The sequence below is a fragment of the Paenibacillus amylolyticus genome, assembly GCF_051136285.1.
Taxonomy (GTDB): Bacteria; Bacillota; Bacilli; order Paenibacillales; family Paenibacillaceae; genus Paenibacillus; species Paenibacillus amylolyticus_F.
Genome location: NZ_CP194938.1, coordinates 4,505,412 through 4,523,946, shown reverse-complemented (window position 1 = coordinate 4,523,946; position 18,535 = coordinate 4,505,412). Strand labels below are relative to the sequence as shown.

General features: G+C 43.8%; 16 protein-coding genes. 1 reads left to right on the top strand and 15 read right to left on the bottom strand.

What is annotated here, in order from left to right; translation table 11 throughout:
- Positions 1–431: 431 nt before the first annotated feature.
- Together argJ and argC are read right to left on the bottom strand one after the other, a co-directional pair.
- Complete coding sequence (argJ, locus tag ACR8BL_RS19820; RefSeq protein WP_434749202.1) at positions 432–1,670, bottom strand: bifunctional glutamate N-acetyltransferase/amino-acid acetyltransferase ArgJ; 1,239 nt, start codon at positions 1,668–1,670, stop codon at positions 432–434.
- A 145-nt stretch (positions 1,671–1,815) separates the two neighbouring features.
- Positions 1,816–2,865 carry an N-acetyl-gamma-glutamyl-phosphate reductase gene (gene argC / locus ACR8BL_RS19815; RefSeq protein ID WP_434749201.1) on the bottom strand — a complete coding sequence of 350 codons (1,050 nt, stop codon included), beginning with the start codon at positions 2,863–2,865 and terminating at the stop codon, positions 1,816–1,818.
- Between the two features lie 331 nt (positions 2,866–3,196).
- On the opposite strand from argC, the gene cls reads away from it, so the two are divergent.
- On the top strand, positions 3,197–4,645 hold the full coding sequence (gene cls, locus ACR8BL_RS19810; protein WP_434749200.1) for a cardiolipin synthase: 1,449 nt from the start codon (positions 3,197–3,199) through the stop codon (positions 4,643–4,645).
- Between the two features lie 106 nt (positions 4,646–4,751).
- Here the strand turns inward: cls and ACR8BL_RS19805 are convergent, their stop codons facing one another.
- The 13 genes from ACR8BL_RS19805 to fliW form a co-directional block, all read right to left on the bottom strand.
- A complete protein-coding gene (locus ACR8BL_RS19805) occupies positions 4,752–5,660 on the bottom strand; it encodes a YitT family protein (protein WP_434749199.1) in 909 nt (302 codons plus the stop codon).
- 125 nt (positions 5,661–5,785) lie between these two features.
- Positions 5,786–6,899, bottom strand: a protein-coding gene (prfB, locus tag ACR8BL_RS19800) for a peptide chain release factor 2 (protein WP_434749198.1) whose coding sequence is annotated in 2 segments (ribosomal slippage) — positions 5,786–6,826 and positions 6,828–6,899 — 1,113 coding nt in all. Because the reading frame shifts where the segments join, the coding sequence is not laid out codon by codon here.
- 280 nt (positions 6,900–7,179) lie between these two features.
- Positions 7,180–9,684: a preprotein translocase subunit SecA gene (gene secA / locus ACR8BL_RS19795; protein ID WP_434749197.1), complete on the bottom strand. Its 2,505-nt coding sequence runs from the start codon at positions 9,682–9,684 to the stop codon at positions 7,180–7,182.
- 790 nt (positions 9,685–10,474) lie between these two features.
- A complete protein-coding gene (gene hpf / locus ACR8BL_RS19790) occupies positions 10,475–11,038 on the bottom strand; it encodes a ribosome hibernation-promoting factor, HPF/YfiA family (protein ID WP_434749196.1) in 564 nt (187 codons plus the stop codon).
- A gap of 351 nt (positions 11,039–11,389) precedes the next feature.
- Positions 11,390–11,587 (bottom strand): cold shock domain-containing protein, encoded by a 198-nt coding sequence (locus ACR8BL_RS19785; protein ID WP_024631599.1) that lies wholly within the window; start codon positions 11,585–11,587, stop codon positions 11,390–11,392.
- A gap of 211 nt (positions 11,588–11,798) precedes the next feature.
- A complete protein-coding gene (locus tag ACR8BL_RS19780; protein WP_434749195.1) occupies positions 11,799–12,152 on the bottom strand; it encodes a hypothetical protein in 354 nt (117 codons plus the stop codon).
- Between the two features lies 1 nt (position 12,153).
- On the bottom strand, positions 12,154–12,531 hold the full coding sequence (fliS, locus tag ACR8BL_RS19775) for a flagellar export chaperone FliS (RefSeq protein ID WP_434749194.1): 378 nt from the start codon (positions 12,529–12,531) through the stop codon (positions 12,154–12,156).
- Positions 12,532–12,551: 20 nt separating this feature from the next.
- Positions 12,552–14,057, bottom strand: a complete 1,506-nt coding sequence (fliD, locus tag ACR8BL_RS19770; protein WP_434749193.1) for a flagellar filament capping protein FliD — start codon at positions 14,055–14,057, stop codon at positions 12,552–12,554.
- Between the two features lie 13 nt (positions 14,058–14,070).
- Entirely contained in the window at positions 14,071–14,460 is a 390-nt protein-coding gene (locus tag ACR8BL_RS19765) for a flagellar protein FlaG (RefSeq protein ID WP_434753182.1), read from the bottom strand.
- Between the two features lie 101 nt (positions 14,461–14,561).
- Positions 14,562–16,469 (bottom strand): glycosyltransferase, encoded by a 1,908-nt coding sequence (locus tag ACR8BL_RS19760; protein ID WP_434749192.1) that lies wholly within the window; start codon positions 16,467–16,469, stop codon positions 14,562–14,564.
- Between the two features lie 334 nt (positions 16,470–16,803).
- Complete coding sequence (gene hag / locus ACR8BL_RS19755; protein WP_434749191.1) at positions 16,804–17,697, bottom strand: flagellin Hag; 894 nt, start codon at positions 17,695–17,697, stop codon at positions 16,804–16,806.
- Between the two features lie 144 nt (positions 17,698–17,841).
- The gene (csrA, locus tag ACR8BL_RS19750) at positions 17,842–18,087 is read right to left on the bottom strand and encodes a carbon storage regulator CsrA (protein WP_434749190.1); all 246 of its coding nucleotides are present in this window, start codon (positions 18,085–18,087) and stop codon (positions 17,842–17,844) included.
- 1 nt (position 18,088) lies between these two features.
- Positions 18,089–18,502 (bottom strand): flagellar assembly protein FliW, encoded by a 414-nt coding sequence (gene fliW, locus ACR8BL_RS19745; RefSeq protein WP_434753181.1) that lies wholly within the window; start codon positions 18,500–18,502, stop codon positions 18,089–18,091.
- Between the last annotated feature and the right edge of the window lie 33 nt (positions 18,503–18,535).

Below are 18,535 nucleotides of genomic sequence, written 5' to 3'. Positions count from 1 at the left end.
TTCCTGCTCCCACTGCAGGACTTCCGTTTGGTAACGTTGAATTCACGAGGCAAAGCTCCTTCCTAATCGACTTTTAAAGGATTAACACCTATATAAAAGATACAGATAAACGCTAGCCGTTCCAGATTCGGATCGTTCTTTCGATCACCGTTGTCTCCAGGTTTTTCTGATTCCCCTTTTTCAAAGGGAAAACCCGGAGACAAATGCGAACGCTCCGCTTCTACAGAATCGATTCCGCCTCTTCCACTACATTCGTTTATTTTTACATTTAAAAGTTTAATCCTTATAAACATTTTTACATCTATGATGGTACGCAGCTTTCTAGAGATCAAGCTGCAAAGTTCAAGACCTTTAATAACGTTCAGGTACTTTAAAACCTCAAATAAGTCCGATCAGGGATAAGACAATTTATACTCATGGTATATCATCGATTACGTACGGTACGCAGCGTTAATCCGTACATAATCATATGTCAGGTCACAGCCCCAAGCTACGGCGTTACCTTCACCGTGGTGCAGATCTACCACAATGCGCACCGTATCCGTCTGCAAGTATGCCAGTGCCGCTTCTTCATCAAATACAACAGGACGAGACTGTGCGAGTACCGAGATGTCACCGAGACGGATATCCACCGTATCCGGATTCACTGGCTGGCCTGCGCGGCCTACAGCAGCAATGATCCGGCCCCAGTTTGCGTCAGCACCAAACATGGCGGATTTCACCAGGCTTGAGCCGATCACGGTTTTGGCAATCGCTTGTGCAGAATCATCGCTAACCGCACCCGTAACTTCCACTTCAACCAGCTTGGTTGCCCCTTCACCATCCCGAGCAATCGCTTTGGCAAGTGCCTGGCATACGTAGGTGAATCCGGCAGCAAATGCCTCCCAATCCGGGTGATCCATCGTCAGCTCTTCATTCCCTGCATAACCGCTAGACATCGCTACGAGCATATCATTCGTGCTGGTATCACCATCCACGGTAATCATGTTAAACGTGTGGTTGGTCGCCTGGCGCAACAGGCGCTGCAGCGCTTCTGCTCCGATGACCGCGTCTGAGGTCATAAATGCCAGCATTGTGGCCATATTCGGATGAATCATACCCGATCCCTTGGCCGCTCCTGCAATGGTGACCGTCTTACCGCCAACATCGACGGAGACACAAGCTTCTTTTTTCACCAAATCAGTAGTCAGAATCGCCTGTGAAAATTGCTCTGCTTCGTTGGTTTCCTTGCCCAGTTGCTCCGGAAGTGCCTTGATGCCTGAATGTACCGCATCCATCTTCAGCAATTCACCGATGACACCTGTGGATGCCACAGCTACATCCTCTTCAGCTACACCCAGTTCACGAGCCGCTGCCGCACGCATCGCATATGCATCCTCTTCACCCTGTTGCCCTGTACATGCATTGGCATTACCACTGTTTACAATCACAGCCTGCAAACGCCCGTTGCTCAGGCTTTCCCGAGTAACTTTGAGCGGCGCGGCCTGGAAAATGTTGGTAGTGTACACCGCAGCAGCTGTCGCAGGAATATCACAGCGAATCACTCCGATGTCGTTGCGAGATGTTTTTTTCAATCCACAGTGCAATCCACCGGCGGTAAACCCACCTGGCGTTACAATTGTTCCATTTTCAACTACGGTAAAAGCCTGTTGCTCCACATTTGTTCCCATATCATATCCCCCGTATGCGTTCAGCCATATGCTGATGAACCGCCTGCTTCAACTGAAACTGCCCAACCGCTACCCATGTTGTATGACTTTCTAATGAGACACCGCTTCTACACGCATCCCCCTGCGATGTTCATTCGTCACATCCTTATGGATATACTGGTGTCATGTTCAGCCCGAGGTTTTCCTCCCATCCCATCATCAGGTTCATATTTTGAATCGCTTGCCCGGATGCACCCTTTACCAGGTTGTCGATAACCGAAATGATCGTCAAACGTCCGGTACGCGGGTCTGCTGCAAATCCAATATCACAATAGTTTGATCCAGATACTTCTTTTGTTGAAGGCCAGATGCCAGGTTCACGTACACGTACAAAAGGTCTGTTCCCATAATATTTACGATATAAATCTACAATCTCCCGATCACTATGCTCACCCGTCAACTTCGCATACATCGTACTCATAATTCCCCGCGTCATGGGTACAAGTTGCGTCGTAAATGTTACGGTTACCGGACTCCCGGTAATATTGCCGAGAACCTGCTCAATCTCAGGGATATGCTGATGTTTATTCAACTTGTAAGCCTTAAAATTTTCGTTCATCTCTGCATAATGGTTAGTCAGGCTAGTTCCGCGCCCTGCACCGGATACGCCCGATTTTGCATCAATGATAATGGTCGAAGGATCAATCCAACCCGCCTCCACCGCAGGAATCAGGCCCAACAGTGTCGCTGTCGGATAACAGCCCGGATTGGATATAAAATCTTTTCCCTTCACTTCATCCCCGTACACCTCAGCCATACCGTATACAGCCTTCTCCAACAGATCTGCTGACGGCGCGGGATGTTTGTACCACTGCTCATATACCGATCCGTCTTTCAAACGGAAATCACCAGACAGGTCGATCACTTTCAGCCCTGCTTCCAGTAAACTCGGTACGAGCTTTGCACTTACACCAGAAGGGGTCGCAGTGAATACGAGATCTGCACGACTTGCTATCTCTGCCGGATCAACACCGTCAAGTGGCCTGCGAATCACGTCCGTCAAATGCGGAAATCCATCTGCGATGGACTCCCCGCTGCTCGATGAAGAGATTACCGATGTAATTTCAACTTGCGGATGATTCTGAAAAAAACGAATCAGCTCCACCCCGCCGTAGCCGGTGGAACCGACGATTGCCACTCTTAATTTGTTATTCACTTTCGCTCCCCCTATCCTGTTGTATGCGCTACTTGTGCCTAGCTCAAGGCCAGTCAAAGCTTGAGCAGACAATTCCGTCGCTTCTATGCATATTTGTGTATTATTATACGACTCTAGTTATATAAATACAACACTCTATCATCAATTTAACACGGATTCCCAACAAATCCGAACGATATCTTTTTACCTTAGGGACGAACAAGGTTTCTTCTGTTAAAATACATAATAGCAGGAAACATTACATACAGAGTCTAGTTCAGATATATACCTTGATATTTCAGGTTATATTCATCCAGGCTCCGAAGGTCATTATGAGACATGGGGGACTAAAGTGCATATCGAATCCATCTTACTTGTTGTGCTCCTGGGCCTGAATATTATTTTCGCTGCCGCAGTCGTCTTCTTTGAACGCAAAGATGCCAGTGCTTCCTGGGCTTGGCTGTTGGTGTTGAACTTTATTCCGGTTTTCGGGTTCATACTTTATCTTTTGACGGGTCAGAATCTGACTCGGTACCGTCTCTTTCAATGGAAAGAGCGCAAGAAGCTGGGCTTGGAGGAACGAATTGAGGCGCAGCTTGCCCAGCTGCAGGATAATCGAACCCCGTTCTCCAATAAGGCAACAGAGAATAGCCAAGACATGATCTACATGAACCTCAAACAAAATGGTGCACTCCTGACAGAGGATAACGCGGTTGAGATCATCACCGATGGAACAGACAAGTTCCAGCGGCTTCTGGATGACATCGAGGCAGCACAGGATCATGTGCATGTGCAATATTACATTTATCGTGGGGACAGTCTCGGCAAAAGAATTCGGGACGCGCTGATCCGCAAATCGCGCGAAGGCGTAAAGGTTCGTTTACTCTATGACGCGCTGGGTTCGCGGCGGGTAAGAAATCGCTTTTTCAAAGAATTGCGTGAAGCGGGCGGACTTGTTGAAGTTTTTTTCCCTTCCAAATTCAGTCTGATCAACCTGCGAATGAACTATCGCAATCACCGTAAAATCGTTATCATCGATGGTAATCTTGGTTATGTTGGCGGATTTAACGTAGGGGATGAATATCTCGGGTTGAATTCAAAATTCGGTTACTGGCGCGATACCCATCTCCGTATTCGAGGCAATGCGGTGCATGCGCTGCAGACGCGTTTCCTGCTCGACTGGAACGAAGCTTCCAAACAACATGACACACCCTACGTTCCCGCTCACTTCCCTCATATTGAGGGATCAGGCCAAACCGCTATGCAGATTGTATCCAGCGGCCCTGATGCTGAGATCGAGCATATCAAGAACAGTTACCTGAAAATGATTAATGGCGCCAAACATTCAATTCTCATTCAAACACCATATTTCATCCCGGATGCCAGTGTATTCGAAGCAATTCGTCTTGCTTGCCTGTCAGGCATCGATGTTCGTATTATGATTCCAAATAAGCCGGATCATGCCTTTGTATACTGGGCCACGCTTTCTTATATTGGGGAGCTGTTAAAAGTAGGTGCCAGAGCGTTTATCTACGATAATGGTTTTATTCACGCCAAAACACTGATTATTGATAGTCTGGTTGCTTCCGTAGGCACAGCCAATATTGACTATCGCAGTTTCCGGTTGAACTTCGAGGTCAACGCCTTTATGTATGATGAGACGATTGCAACGGCACTTGTACAAACCTTTGAACACGACCTGCATGTATCGCGGGAGTTGACGCTAGAGGAATACCAAAGTCGCAGTTTTATGATTCGTGTCAAAGAAGCCATATCTCGTCTGCTGTCTCCAATCTTGTAAACTCGGCAGGGACAAAAAATAAAAGCAGGTACTCCCTTCCCCATCATCTGGGTAAAGAGAGTATCTGCTTTTTTATGATTTCTGATTTCCGATTTCTGAATAGTACTTAGATATGCTCGCCACGCTTAAAACCTTCCCCAAGCACCTCGTGTGCATTACTAATGATGACAAAAGCACCCGGATCTACAGACCGGATCAGCGTTTTTAGTCTCGGCACTTCATTTTGCCCAACCACCACCATCAGTACCGTACGCTGGTCATCCGTATATCCACCCTTCGCCTCCAGCTTGGTCAGACCCCGATCCAGATCAGCCAGAATGACTTTGGTTATCGCCTCCGTCTGATTGGAGATAATGTAAGCCACCTTGGAATATCCAAGCCCCATCTCAACGGCATCAATCACTTTACCGGTCACATATAATCCGATTAATGCATACAAGGACTGCTCCAGTGACAACACAAAGGCAGCCAAAATAATTACGGTTGCATCCATGATAACAACGCACAGCGAGTAACTGAACCCACTGTATTTCTGCACAATACGAGCTAGAATGCTCATCCCCCCGGTTGATCCTCTGCCCCGGTACACAATCCCGATACCCAGACCAACACCAATGCCTCCATACAGAGAGCCAAGCAACGGATTTGCCGTCGGGATCTCCCAATGACTCGTCAAATACACAAAGAGTGGTAGAACGATGCTGCCAAGGATGGAACGTACACCGTACTGTTTGCCAATAAGCAGAAAACCTGCAATTAATAGCGGAATATTAATGGCCCATTGGGTATACGCCGGTTCCCAACCGAGCCATTCGTCTCCGAGGATGGATAACCCCGATACACCGCCAGAAGCGATTTGATTTGGCAATAAAAATAAATTAAAGGCTACCGCAATCAAAAACGATCCCACGATAATGAACAGAGTATCGATGACGTTCCGCCAAGGCCCATTCAGGGGGATAAAAGTGGTTAACCTCTTTTTACGCTGAGGATATGAAGGTTGCTGTTCTTGCATGTTGTCGTGCTCTCCTTTATATAACGTATCCATAATCTTCTTCACATTTCATAAAAATGTTCAAAAAAAAGCCCCTGTATACACCAGCATGCGCCTGTGCGCACGGGTCCATACAGGAACTTGAATTAATCGGTTTCTACTTTAATTTGGCTACGCAAATAACCATCGATGAATGCATCGAGGTCGCCGTCCATAACTGCTCCTGTATTTCCAGTCTCCACGCTCGTACGGTGATCCTTTACCATACTATAGGGATGGAATACATAGGAGCGAATCTGGCTACCCCACGAAATTTCCGACTGATCCCCTCGGATTTCATCCAGCTGTTGTTTTTGCTCTTCAATTTTACGCTCATACAACTTCGAACGAAGCATCGTCATCGCGCGCTCACGGTTTTTGATCTGTGAACGCTCGTTCTGACAGGTCACGACCACTCCGGTCGGAATATGTGTAATCCGCACGGCGGAGTCAGTGGTATTAATGTGTTGTCCACCCGCACCGCTCGCACGGTACGTATCAATCTTGAGATCTTCGGTACGAATGTCGATCTCGATGGTATCGTCGATCTCTGGCACCACATCACAGGATACGAAAGATGTATGTCTACGGCCAGATGAGTCAAAAGGAGAGATTCGCACCAGACGGTGAACACCCTTCTCTGCTTTCAGGTACCCATATGCGTTGTGACCTTTTATGGACAATGTCACACTTTTGATACCCGCTTCATCCCCTGGAAGATAATCCAGCACTTCAACCTTGAAACCACGTTTCTCCGCCCAGCGTGTATACATCCGCAGCAGCATCTGTCCCCAGTCCTGCGATTCGGTACCACCAGCACCTGGATGAAGTTCCAGAATGGCATTCATTTTGTCATACGGCTGATTCAGGAGAAGCTGCAGCTCGAACTCTTCCAGCTTGCTTACAATCGCAGAAACACTGTTGCCAATCTCAGCAGCCAGCTCTTCGTCACCTTCTTCATCGGCCAGTTCCGCCATCATTAATGCGTCGTCATAATCCTGTTGCAACTTCGCGTAATGATCTACTGAGCCCTTCACTGCATTCATCTCCGCAATGACAGCTTGCGCTTTCTCGTTGTCATCCCAGAAATCCGGAGCCGACATCTTCTCTTCGAAGTTCTCAATCATCTCGTTCTTGAGATCTAAGTCAAAGAGACCCCCTAAGGTTTGTTAATTTCTTGCCTATTTCACGCAGGTCCTGCTTCACGCTTGGATCAATCATGTGCAATTCCTCTTTTCATTAAGATAAGCTCCCCGCATCCAGGAAGTTCGATCAGATCAAGTCTCGGATGCATTACCTGAGGCTGCGCATACTGTTACCAGTTGGGGCGCCCGCCTTCACCTAGCGTCATATGATTATTCATATGCACCAGTCATCAGATATGCATCCTTCACTTTATCCCATTGAACTTCCGGCTGCAAGGAGCCGTATAAGTCAAACGATATACATTAGACTAATCTATCTTACATTGGGCACTTCGATATAAGAAATGAGACGAAGACTACTCTTGACCGTGGCAGTGCTTGAACTTTTTGCCACTGCCGCATGGACAAGGATCGTTACGGCCGATCTGGTCGGAAACCTTCACCGGACGTTTCTCCGTAGGTTCACCGCTCGTCGAGATTTGGCTCTCGTCCACAACAGCCTGACGCTCCTGGTTGCTTTCGATCTGAGCTTTCATCACATATGTCGCAACTTCTTCCTGAATTGAAGCGATCATCTGATGGAACATCTCGAAACCTTCGAACTGGTACTCACGCAGTGGATCTGTACCGCCGTATGCACGAAGGTGGATACCTTGACGCAATTGATCCATGGCATCAATGTGGTCCATCCACTTGCTGTCTACCGCACGAAGTACAACAACCTTCTCGAACTCACGAACCATCTCTTCACCGATACGTTCTTCACGAGCGTTATACTTGTTCTGTACTTTCTCGAACAGATACTCAATGATCTCTTCAGCTTCTTTACCCCACAGGTCATCTTTGGTAACAGAGCCTTCATCCAGCAGTTTACTGTTCATGAAGTCTGCAACCTCCTGCAGCTCCCAGTTTTCTGGAATGTCGTCACTGCAGTGCGCTTCAACGATCCGTTCAATAGAAGGTTTGATCATATCCATAACGATCTGTTTAATATTTTCAGACTCCAGTACCTCACGGCGCTGTTTATAGATAATCTCACGCTGTTGGTTCATAACGTCATCATACTGAAGAACCACTTTACGTACATCAAAGTTGTTACCTTCAACGCGCTTCTGCGCAGATTCAACGGCACGCGTAATCATGCGGCTCTCGATCGGTTGGTCTTCTTCAAAACCAAGACGCTCCATCATGTTCAGCACGTTGTCTGCCCCGAAACGTTTCATCAATTCATCGCCCAGAGACAGGTAGAACTGTGTAGAACCCGGGTCACCCTGACGTCCAGCACGACCACGCAACTGGTTATCAATCCGGCGTGATTCATGACGCTCTGTACCGATGATATGAAGGCCGCCAACTTCAGCAACGCCCTCACCCAAAATAATATCTGTACCCCGTCCGGCCATGTTCGTTGCAATGGTTACTGCACCTGCCTGACCAGCACCAGAGATAATTTCCGCTTCTTCTGCATGGAACTTTGCGTTCAAGACCTGGTGTCTGATACCGCGACGTTTCAACATGTCTGAGAGACGCTCCGAGTTCTCAATGGATACAGTACCCACAAGAACCGGTTGGTTTTTGCCGTGACGCTCGACGATCTCTTCTACAACCGCTTTGAACTTGCCATCGATGCTTTTGTACACCACATCTGCCATATCATCCCGTTTGTTCGGGCGGTTCGTCGGAATCTGTAGTACTTCAAGTCCATAGATTTTCTTGAACTCTTCTTCTTCCGTTTTTGCTGTACCTGTCATCCCCGCAAGTTTGCGGTACATCCGGAAGTAGTTCTGGAATGTGATCGTTGCCAGTGTCATGCTCTCGTTCTGAACCTCGATGCCCTCTTTGGCTTCAATGGCCTGGTGAAGTCCATCACTATAACGACGTCCAGCCATCAGGCGGCCTGTAAATTCATCAACGATCATGACCTCTTCGTCCGTGACAACATAGTCCACATCACGGCGCATGATCACATTTGCTTTCAAACCCTGTACAATGTGGTGATTGAGCGTCACGTTGGCATGATCATACAAGTTCTCAATGCCAAATGCTTTCTCCGCTTTCGCTACGCCGCCCTCAGTCAGCGCCACAGACTTCACTTTGATATCAACTGTAAAATCTTCTTCCGGTACGAGACGTTTCACAAAACGATCGGCTGCATAGTACAGATCGGTCGATTTCTGAGCTTGTCCGGAAATGATCAGTGGTGTACGCGCCTCATCGACAAGGATGGAGTCCACTTCGTCAATAATACAGAAGAACAATGGACGTTGTACCATTTGCTCTTTGTATAACACCATGTTATCACGCAGGTAGTCGAACCCGAATTCATTGTTTGTACCATACGTAACATCACATGCATATGCATGCTGCTTCAACGCATGATCCATACCGCTGAGGTTAACCCCAACCGTCATGCCCATGAATTCATAGATTTGTCCCATCTCCTGGCTATCCCGTTGAGCCAAATAGTCATTGACTGTGACTACGTGTACACCTTTGGACATCAATGCATTCAAATATACCGGCAGTGTTCCTACCAGCGTTTTACCTTCACCCGTTTTCATCTCAGAAATACGGCCTTCGTGCAGCGCGATTCCGCCCAGCATTTGTACATCATAATGACGTTTTCCCAGTACACGGCGTGATGCCTCACGTACGGTTGCAAATGCTTCAGGAAGAAGTTCATCCGTCGTTTCTCCCTTTTCGATCCGAGCACGGAATTCATCCGTTTTGCCTTTCAACTGCTCATCAGACAAAGCCTGAAATTGTGGTTCCAGTTTATTGATCACATCGACCGTCTTCATCAGACGTTTCACATCACGCTCGTTCATGTCTCCGAAGATCTTTTTGACAAGTCCTAACATGGTATACCCCTTTCGTGCAAAACAGAATAGACCCCCTGCTACCGCCATGCGGCACCATCGGATGGAATGTTGCTCCACTTACCCCCGGGGGTGACAAACAAAAAATAATATAAGATGAATCAACTCCAGGTTTGCCACGGTTACTCATGAAGCTGATCCGGTGTTCACTCGTGTCTGGTGTATATAAAACTTGCCAGAATTCGAGCCGTTGAATCATGTTCATGGTGCTGTGCCTGTCATTGATTATGATTAGCGATCATTCGTCGACAATTCTTCATCAGGACAATGATTCTCTTTGCATAAATTGTAACAGTTTGTAAGGGTCGCCGCAACACGCCGCAGCAGACTTCTTTGAACTTTGACCCCCATATAAACCGAGTTTTAGTGCAAAAAATCATAGTCGTTCGTGGAAGTGACAACGCGACTGTTTTATTTCCCTAGATGTTGCATGGTGCAAGTCTTTATTTGTGGGAAATATGGAAGTTTATTTCAGAATGTATGTTTACTTTAAATAATTCTACTTCGTTATATATATTCCTGCTGACTCCTAGTTATTAGACGCAAAAGTATAGCCAATAGTTTCATTATTTTATTTCCAGCTTTAGGCGAACGATTCGCCATTACAGGTTTTTCTCTCTCTACTAGATGGCGAAGCAGCCGCTACGCACAAAAGAGCCCCATCCCTTAAAGGATGGAGGCTCTCGTTAGGTGCAATTCAGGAAACAATTGGCTCCTGCTTATATTCAATAATGTGGTGTTCTATTCAATTGAATCGATGCTGTAAGTATACTTAGCCTTGTTCAATCAAGCCATACTTGCCATCGTTCCGTTTGTAAACAACACTTACTTCTTCATTCTCGATATTGGAAAATACGAAGAAGTTATGACCAACCATGTTCATTTGGAGGATTGCCTCTTCCACGTCCATTGGTTTTAACATAAAACGTTTCGTACGTACAACTTCCAAATCATCGTCATCCGTATCTGTGTCCAGTTCGGCTGTAGCCACTGTGCCTGTCGGATCTTCCACAAAGAGTGTCTTCAGGCTGCCTTCCTGACGGAATTTACGATTAATTTTTGTTTTGTGTTTGCGAATTTGACGTTCCAACTTGTCCACAACGGAGTCAATGGATGCGTACATATCATCGCTCTCATCTTCAGCGCGGAGCACAAAGCCTTTCAAGGGAATCGTCACCTCAACTGTATGCAATCCTCTTGTCGTGCTCAGTGTAACGGCACCGTCAGAGGTAAGGGGTGCATCGAAATACTTCTCGAGTCTACTCAACTTTTTGTCGACATAATCTTTCAAAGCTTCGGTAACCTCGATTTGTTGACCTCGAATACTTAAATTCATAGGGCACTCCTCCTTTATCTTTGCCACTTCATTATAACACGAATGTAAGCGCCATGTAAAAACTCCCGGTGACCGAATAATGACATCTGCTCCAGTCACATCAACCAAAGTAGGTTTAACGCCATATTTCGTGATATTTCGCCATTTTCGGGCATATTGGGGTAATTAGATAAAATATTTTGTCAGGCGCTTGATCATTTATTTAACCGTTTATGAGGTTACTCAATCTCTTATGTAAAACGTAAAACCTGTGAACACAAAAAAAGACCCCGGATCACCGGAGTCTGACGCTAGCGATAATTCAATTTGGTAACCATCTAACCATATATGTAGGTCGGATTGTCCGGATGATTATAATTTGATTACGTTAGCTGCTTGCGGTCCACGTGCGCCTTCGACGATGTCGAACTCTACGGATTGACCTTCTTCCAAAGTTTTGAAGCCTTCGGATTGAATTGCGGAGAAATGTACAAATACGTCGCCGCCATCTTCAGTCTCAATGAAACCGTAACCTTTTTCTGCGTTGAACCATTTAACTTTACCTTGCATGCACTAACATTCCCTTCGTCATCAAATGAAGTGAAGCTCTGGCCAAAACCCTAGCCCACAATTCAGATGATACCATCCAAACTTATCCATTGTCAATTGGTAAAGAAAATGTTTTCTTGGTATTTTTTGTAGATTTATAGGGAGAAATGTTGAATGCTAGAAATAAAAAAACAGACCAAGAGGTTATCCTTCATCTTGATCTGCATACAAATTATTTTCTTTTATCCATGAGATAACTGTCTGCTATATATTTAGATTCATAGACATCTCGTTGATTTCGAGCTGCATTCCGCTGAATTAACCATTGCTGAGCTTCTTCTTTTAATGCCAACATGCGAGACTCGATCAGCGCATCATAAGCAAGGACATGATTTAACTTTGTTTGTTGTTCTTGGCTTGTCTTATGAGTACCACTCAACACAATCAAACGCTCCACGATAAGCTGCCGTTCATTTACAAAGGCCTCAGTCTCATCCGACGATTTTGCATCGATATCTTTCACAAAGGCATCCGTTAAAATAGTAAGCTCATCCAGCAATTGGTTTATTAGACCGTTGCTCTCCATACTATATCGTACCCATGGTTTGTTTATTGATCACTACCCAAGTTTCTCTCAGCTCTTGTAAATATCCTAATGCCTCTTCACCAAAGCTCTTATTCTTTTTAATGTTTGCCTGGATAAGCAAATGATTCACATACTCGTATAAAGCAAATAAATCTTTTGCCACCTCGTAGGATTGGTTTAAGGTGGACATTAGTTCACTAACAATTGTTTGAGCCTTACCTAAGTTCATATTTGCTTTGTAATAGTCTTTTCTTTCTATGCCATCTAATCCCGCCTTAACAAAACGAATGGCTCCGTCATATAACATAATAACCAGCTGACCTGGTGTTGAAGTCTGTACTGAATTTTGTTTATATTTCTCATAAGGAGATGTAATCATTTCAAATCCTTCCTCCTCTTTTACTTAAAGTAGCTTGCCAAACTGGAAGATTGGGATTGGAATTGACTCATTGCTTTTTCCATCGCTGTAAATTGTTTATAATATCGCGTTTCCCAATCCGTCATTTTCCGTTCCAAGTTTGAGATACGATTGTTATACTCTTTTAATTGTTCTCCCATAATACTTTCTGTTTTCAAAGCCATGGAAGCATTCGTATCAAATTTGGATGTACCCACTTTTTTCGTAAACATCTCCAACGTCTCCGTTAACTTTCCCCTTATTTCACCAAAAATAGGCTTGCTATTCAAATCCGAGGTAGAACCACGGAAAATACTTAACACCTTCTCCGGGTTAGCTGCTAAAGCTTGTGTTAATTTAGCTTCATCAATTTTTAACTGGCCCTTCTCATAGTACTGCCCTGTTGTTATTCCTGCTTCGCTTAGAGCTTTAAGATTGTTAGAAAGAGTCAATCTCATGGAAGTTACAGCATCAGTGAGAATACCATCATTTTTCAGAATACCACTTTTGGCCTTCTCTTCCCACTTCTTGATCTCATCTTCCTTCATCGTCTCACGCTGTTCACTTGTCAAAGGTTTAAAGCCGCGATACGTTTGTTCTGATATTTTGGAATTCATCAGTCCTAGTAATTCATTATATGAGTCCACAAACGATTTAATGGTCTCAACAGCCTTGGCTGGATCAGACTGGGTTGTAACTTTTGAGTTATTACTTCCGCTTAACTCCAGGAAAGTTAACTTCACTCCGTTAACCGTGAGATTATCTGTAGACGGGTTATATGTTTCAGAGCCACCTAAACTACTTGTAACGGTAACTTCTCCTTTGGTATAATCCACCTTTTTACCCGTACCAAAATCGGCAGGCACATCGAGTTTGAGTATATCTGTCAACGAACTCGCTTTGGATTGTTTATTCACGTCCGTATCTGTGATCTCTTTGCCGTATTCTTTATGTGTAATCGTAAACTTACCGCTAATTTCATCGAAAGCCGCATTCACTGTCGGCATTTGTGAGTTTATTCTCGCAACCACAACTGCCATGGTATCTGTGCTAGCAAACATAATGGTTTTATCGTTAATGTTCAGGTCATATGTTGACTGAGCACTACTTCCTGCGATATCTGCAAGAGTTGTAGCACGAGTTGCTTTCACTCCTCCAGCCTGAAGCTCTGCTAAACTTTTCATAGCGGCCTTCTCAGCAAGCTTGGTCACTTTCACTTCCATGGATGCGCTGCCTGCCTCCGCATTTGCCTCCGCTTTAACAGCTGTCGAATTCCCGCTTACTGTTGCTTTTTGAGTATTTAGCAATTCCGATTTACTACTCATATCAAAAAGCTTATTACTCATCTGCACAATTTTACTGTTCAATTCTCTGTAGCTATCCCGAGTCCAATCAAAAATTTGTTTCTGTTGTTTTAATTTATCAAGCGGAACTCGTTTAGCCGTCATCAGCGACTTGACCATACTGTCAATATCCATACCCGAAAATCCATTAATCCGTGATACCATTTATCTCACCCTCCTATACCTTTTCATCAATCACAATTCCTGCAATTTCCATCATCTTAGCTACCAGATCCAGTGTTTTCTCAGGAGGAATCTCTCGAAGCACTTCTCCCGTTTCTTTATTAAGAACCTTAACCATAATTTGATTCGTCTTCTCATGCACGCTCATCTCTAATGTCGTTGTGGGGCCTTGTAGCGCTTTGACCGCTCTGTCAATCGCCTTGATGAGTTGTTCATCACCAGGTGGGATATTCAAACCTTGCCGTTCTAATTTGGATAAATCTGTTCCGTTTCTAACCGATTGCAATAACATGCTGTCCTGATTACTACGAGGCTCAACTGGTGTGTTATTTGTAGCTGAAGAAGTCCCAGTCACATTGGTAGAAAGTGAAAACTGTAGATTCATCATTCATCCCCCGATGGAATTATTTATTATATTTATCGGTAATCTTTAAGTGAGAATGTAGAGAATTATAGTAAAATTAAGCTTTCATCTTAGGGATCGACTCAGTTAAATGACAAAAGATGAGCGTCATATACGGGTTGAACCCAAGCAGCTGAACGGAATCTCTCCATCATAGCTTTTCCTATTTTCATCATAGCTTCTTTATCATTATTACTCTCGTACAGTCTAAAGTTCCGCTCATAAGCCTCATAACTGGAATCCAAGTTCAATAATTTGGTATAGAACAATTCCGCATCTTCAAGGTAGTTATTTCGGAGACACAAATCCCCTAAGAGCCTTATCATTTCCGGATGATTTGGTGATTCCTTATACATAACAACCAACATATCAATCGCTAACTCGTCAAATCTATACTCGCTGAGAATTTTACATATATTCAAAACATTTTTAGAATCATGATCTATCAGTTTTTGAGCCAGCTCCTGAAATAGTTCAAACTCCTCGATCATTATCAGTTGTTTACAAAGTGTGAATAGAACATTTTGCAACGATGTGTTTATGGAGCCTGTCATCTTTTCATCTTCAAAGAGTTGTTTGATTATTTTCATCTCTTTGATTCCTAAATTCATTGCAAATTGAATTTTATCCATTACACTCTTGTCCTTAAATACATATGCCAACAGTAAAACATCTTGGATATTTTCTCTATTGCTCAAGTTATTAATATCTTCCAAAGTCGTTCTCATGAGATTCTTGTCTTTACTATATATCTTGGCAATTGTATGAATATGAGGCTCCGTGGTGATGTTGAATTTGCTCAAGTAGTGGTTTAACAACGAATGACGCAAACTGTACAAAATATTCATTAAATTCTGAAGATCCTCTATGGTGTTTAGGTTATAGTACTCCTCTATAATCTGTTTGCATTCGTCTGAAGATTGATTTATTTTAAGGCTGAACTGTAAGTAATCCTGCAGTACATGCGCGGCGTTTCCTTTTACCTTCATGGCGCTAATTCTCTCCGAGTAACTTTTATCCAATTGGTTCGTTTTCTCATACATATCCGCCAATTGAAGATGCGCCATGTAACTTCCGCTACCCTCGGTAACCATCGTACCTTGATCCCCTAATTCAATACATTTATGAAAACATGTCTCGGCGTCTTTGAAATAACCATTCCTCGCATATATAACGCCTTGAATATATTTCATCTCTGTTTCTGAAGGGAAGATCCTCGTAGCATCCACTAGTATACCTACGGCATCATCAAATTGACCGGTCTCATGAAGTGCAAATGCTAACTTTGTGAGCAGTTCAGGGATGTACACTTTGTCCTTGCCCAACGAGTACGATTTTTGAAAATAAGACACAGCCTTCTTAAAATCATTCATACCAAAGTAAGTTTTCCCCATATTATAGAGGTTGTAGGCTGTAGGATTCTCCTGGACTTCCAGTTTCATTAAGGGCAGATTACGCTTATGTTTCTTCTCTTCCAATATCTTTTCATCCATGTATCCCACATGCTGAATCGTAGATGCCGAGACAACCCCACTATATTTTGAGTTGTTTTCCAGTATATTGAGATGCTCATGCAATCTATTTTCGTATTTAAGACCAATATGATTGCGGAACAATCTCACGGCTGTGTGTATAAATGATCTATTAAATTTCATGTGATTATTAATATTAAATACATAATAATCGTAGTCTTTCTTTAAATCCTCTTGCAGATCTACACCTGCTTCAAAGTATTCATCTGCATCCATGACGAGAACATAATCTGATTTCGCCTGCTCAATCGCAAAATTTCTCGCAGCAGAGAAATCATTAACCCAATCGTAAGAATGAATATTCTTGGTATATTTTTTGGCGATATCCATAGTTCCATCAGATGATCCCGTGTCCACGATAATAATCTCATTAACCAAATGCTGTGCACTCTCTAAGCAGCGCTCTAAGTACTGCTGCTCATTTTTAACAATCATGCAGAGGGAAACCGATTTGTTCATTATATCCACTCGTCTCTTCAATAGTATTATATGAATTCATTAGATTCCACTACATTGCAAATTACAGATCCAATACACTTTAACCATACCTGAACTTCAATTTATATGAATGAGCATAAGGCTTATACCAAAGTACCTGAGTATCCCCTGCTCCATTTTTTCTGTTTTAATCTTTCTTAGAACGCAATTTATTTAAAATACTCATATTGAAATATTTAATCTCTGATAAATATCATTCCAAATACATGCCATATTGATTATACGAAGTATAGTAAAAAAGGTTGTCGATGTGAAAATCGACAACCTTTCCTTACCAATAGATGCTGAGTTAAAATTAACGCAACAATTGCAGAACAGCTTGTGGCTGTTGGTTTGCTTGTGCCAACATCGCTTGGGAAGCTTGAGCCAAGATATTGTTTTTCGTTTGGTTCATCATTTCTTTCGCCATGTCTACGTCACGAATACGGGACTCAGCAGCAGACAAGTTCTCGGAAGTTGTTCCCAAGTTGTTGATTGTGTGCTCCAAACGGTTTTGGTAAGCACCCAGTTTAGCACGCTCTGTGGAAACCGTTGCGATTGCTGTATTGATCGTTGTAATCGCAGCATTTGCAGAAGTTGCGCTGGAGATGCTGATACCACCAGTTACAGCTGCATCTGTAGCACCGTTTGCAGAAGAAGATCCTGTTGCTGCACCTACTGCCAAACTAGCTGCATCCATAGCACCGATTGTAAGTGTGATGCTTTGACCTGCGTTCGCACCGATGTGGAACGTAAGGTTAGCTGCACTAGTTACGCTAGAACCACCGTCAGCAAAACCGTTAAGCAATTTCTTCGTATTGAACTCAGTTGTGTTCGCAATACGAGTGATCTCTTTAGCCAACTGATCCACTTCGTCTTGAAGAGCTGTACGGTCTGTATTTGTGTTTGTATCATTGGAAGATTGAACTGCGAGCTCACGCATACGTTGCAGGATGGAGTGAGTTTCGTTCAACGCACCCTCAGCTGTTTGGATCAAGGAAATGCTGTCTTGACCGTTTTTAGTAGCCATATCCAAACCGCGGATTTGACCGCGCATTTTTTCGGAGATTGCCAAACCTGCAGCATCGTCACCAGCACGGTTGATACGCAGACCGGAAGACAATTTTTCAATTGCTTTGTTAGTGTTCATTGTGTTTGCACCCAGTTGACGGTGCGTGTTCATTGCAGCGATATTGTGGTTGATAATCATTAGAAATTTCCTCCCTGAAAATAAGTTAGTTCCACATCCTTGTGGTAAACGCCGCGACATTAAGGTCGGCCGCCCTGCCGAAGCAGCGTCTAAACTATATATCGACAGGAAGAGAAGAACTGTTTATAGTAAATTGGAATATTTTTATTTTTTTTTATTCTCTACTCCCTGAAGCAACTCCATAAAGGCAGCGACACTTGGGGCATCTGGTGCAGCTGATTCCCGGTTAGCCTCCTGAATGGATGCATATACCTCTTTTCGAAAGATATCAATCTGCTTGGGAGCAGATATACCGATCCGCACCGTATCCCCTTCCACCGCGAGAATAGTTACTTCGATGTTATCCTGAATGATAATCGATTCGCCTTTTTTGCGCGACAATACTAACATCTTAGGCTCCCCCCTTCGTTGGAGTCAGCTCTTCCGTCCAGATCAGATGTCTGGTCAGATAACTCGATTGTTGTAACACCACTTGTTTACCTATTCTCTTCACAGGATTAACCACAACCGGAGCGAGCAAATTCATTGTAGATTTCGTTATTTCGGAATGAATGGTAACGATAGAGAAGACAGCCACGTCTTCTTCTATTTGCAATTCTTCTTTATCCTCGTCACTCAGTTCGAAACTGTAACTCTGATTGAATTCAAACGGACTAACCACCAAAAATGAAAGTTCTTTCTCCTTTAATGATTGTAAATAACTAAACGGCGTCTCTTCCCAAGGAATTAACGCAAAACTTGTTTCATCTTCGAAACCAGGCAAACCTCTTGGAAATTGATATATACTTTTTTCATCGACTTCAATCTTGCCCCAAGTACTTGTCTCAATAAAAATGAT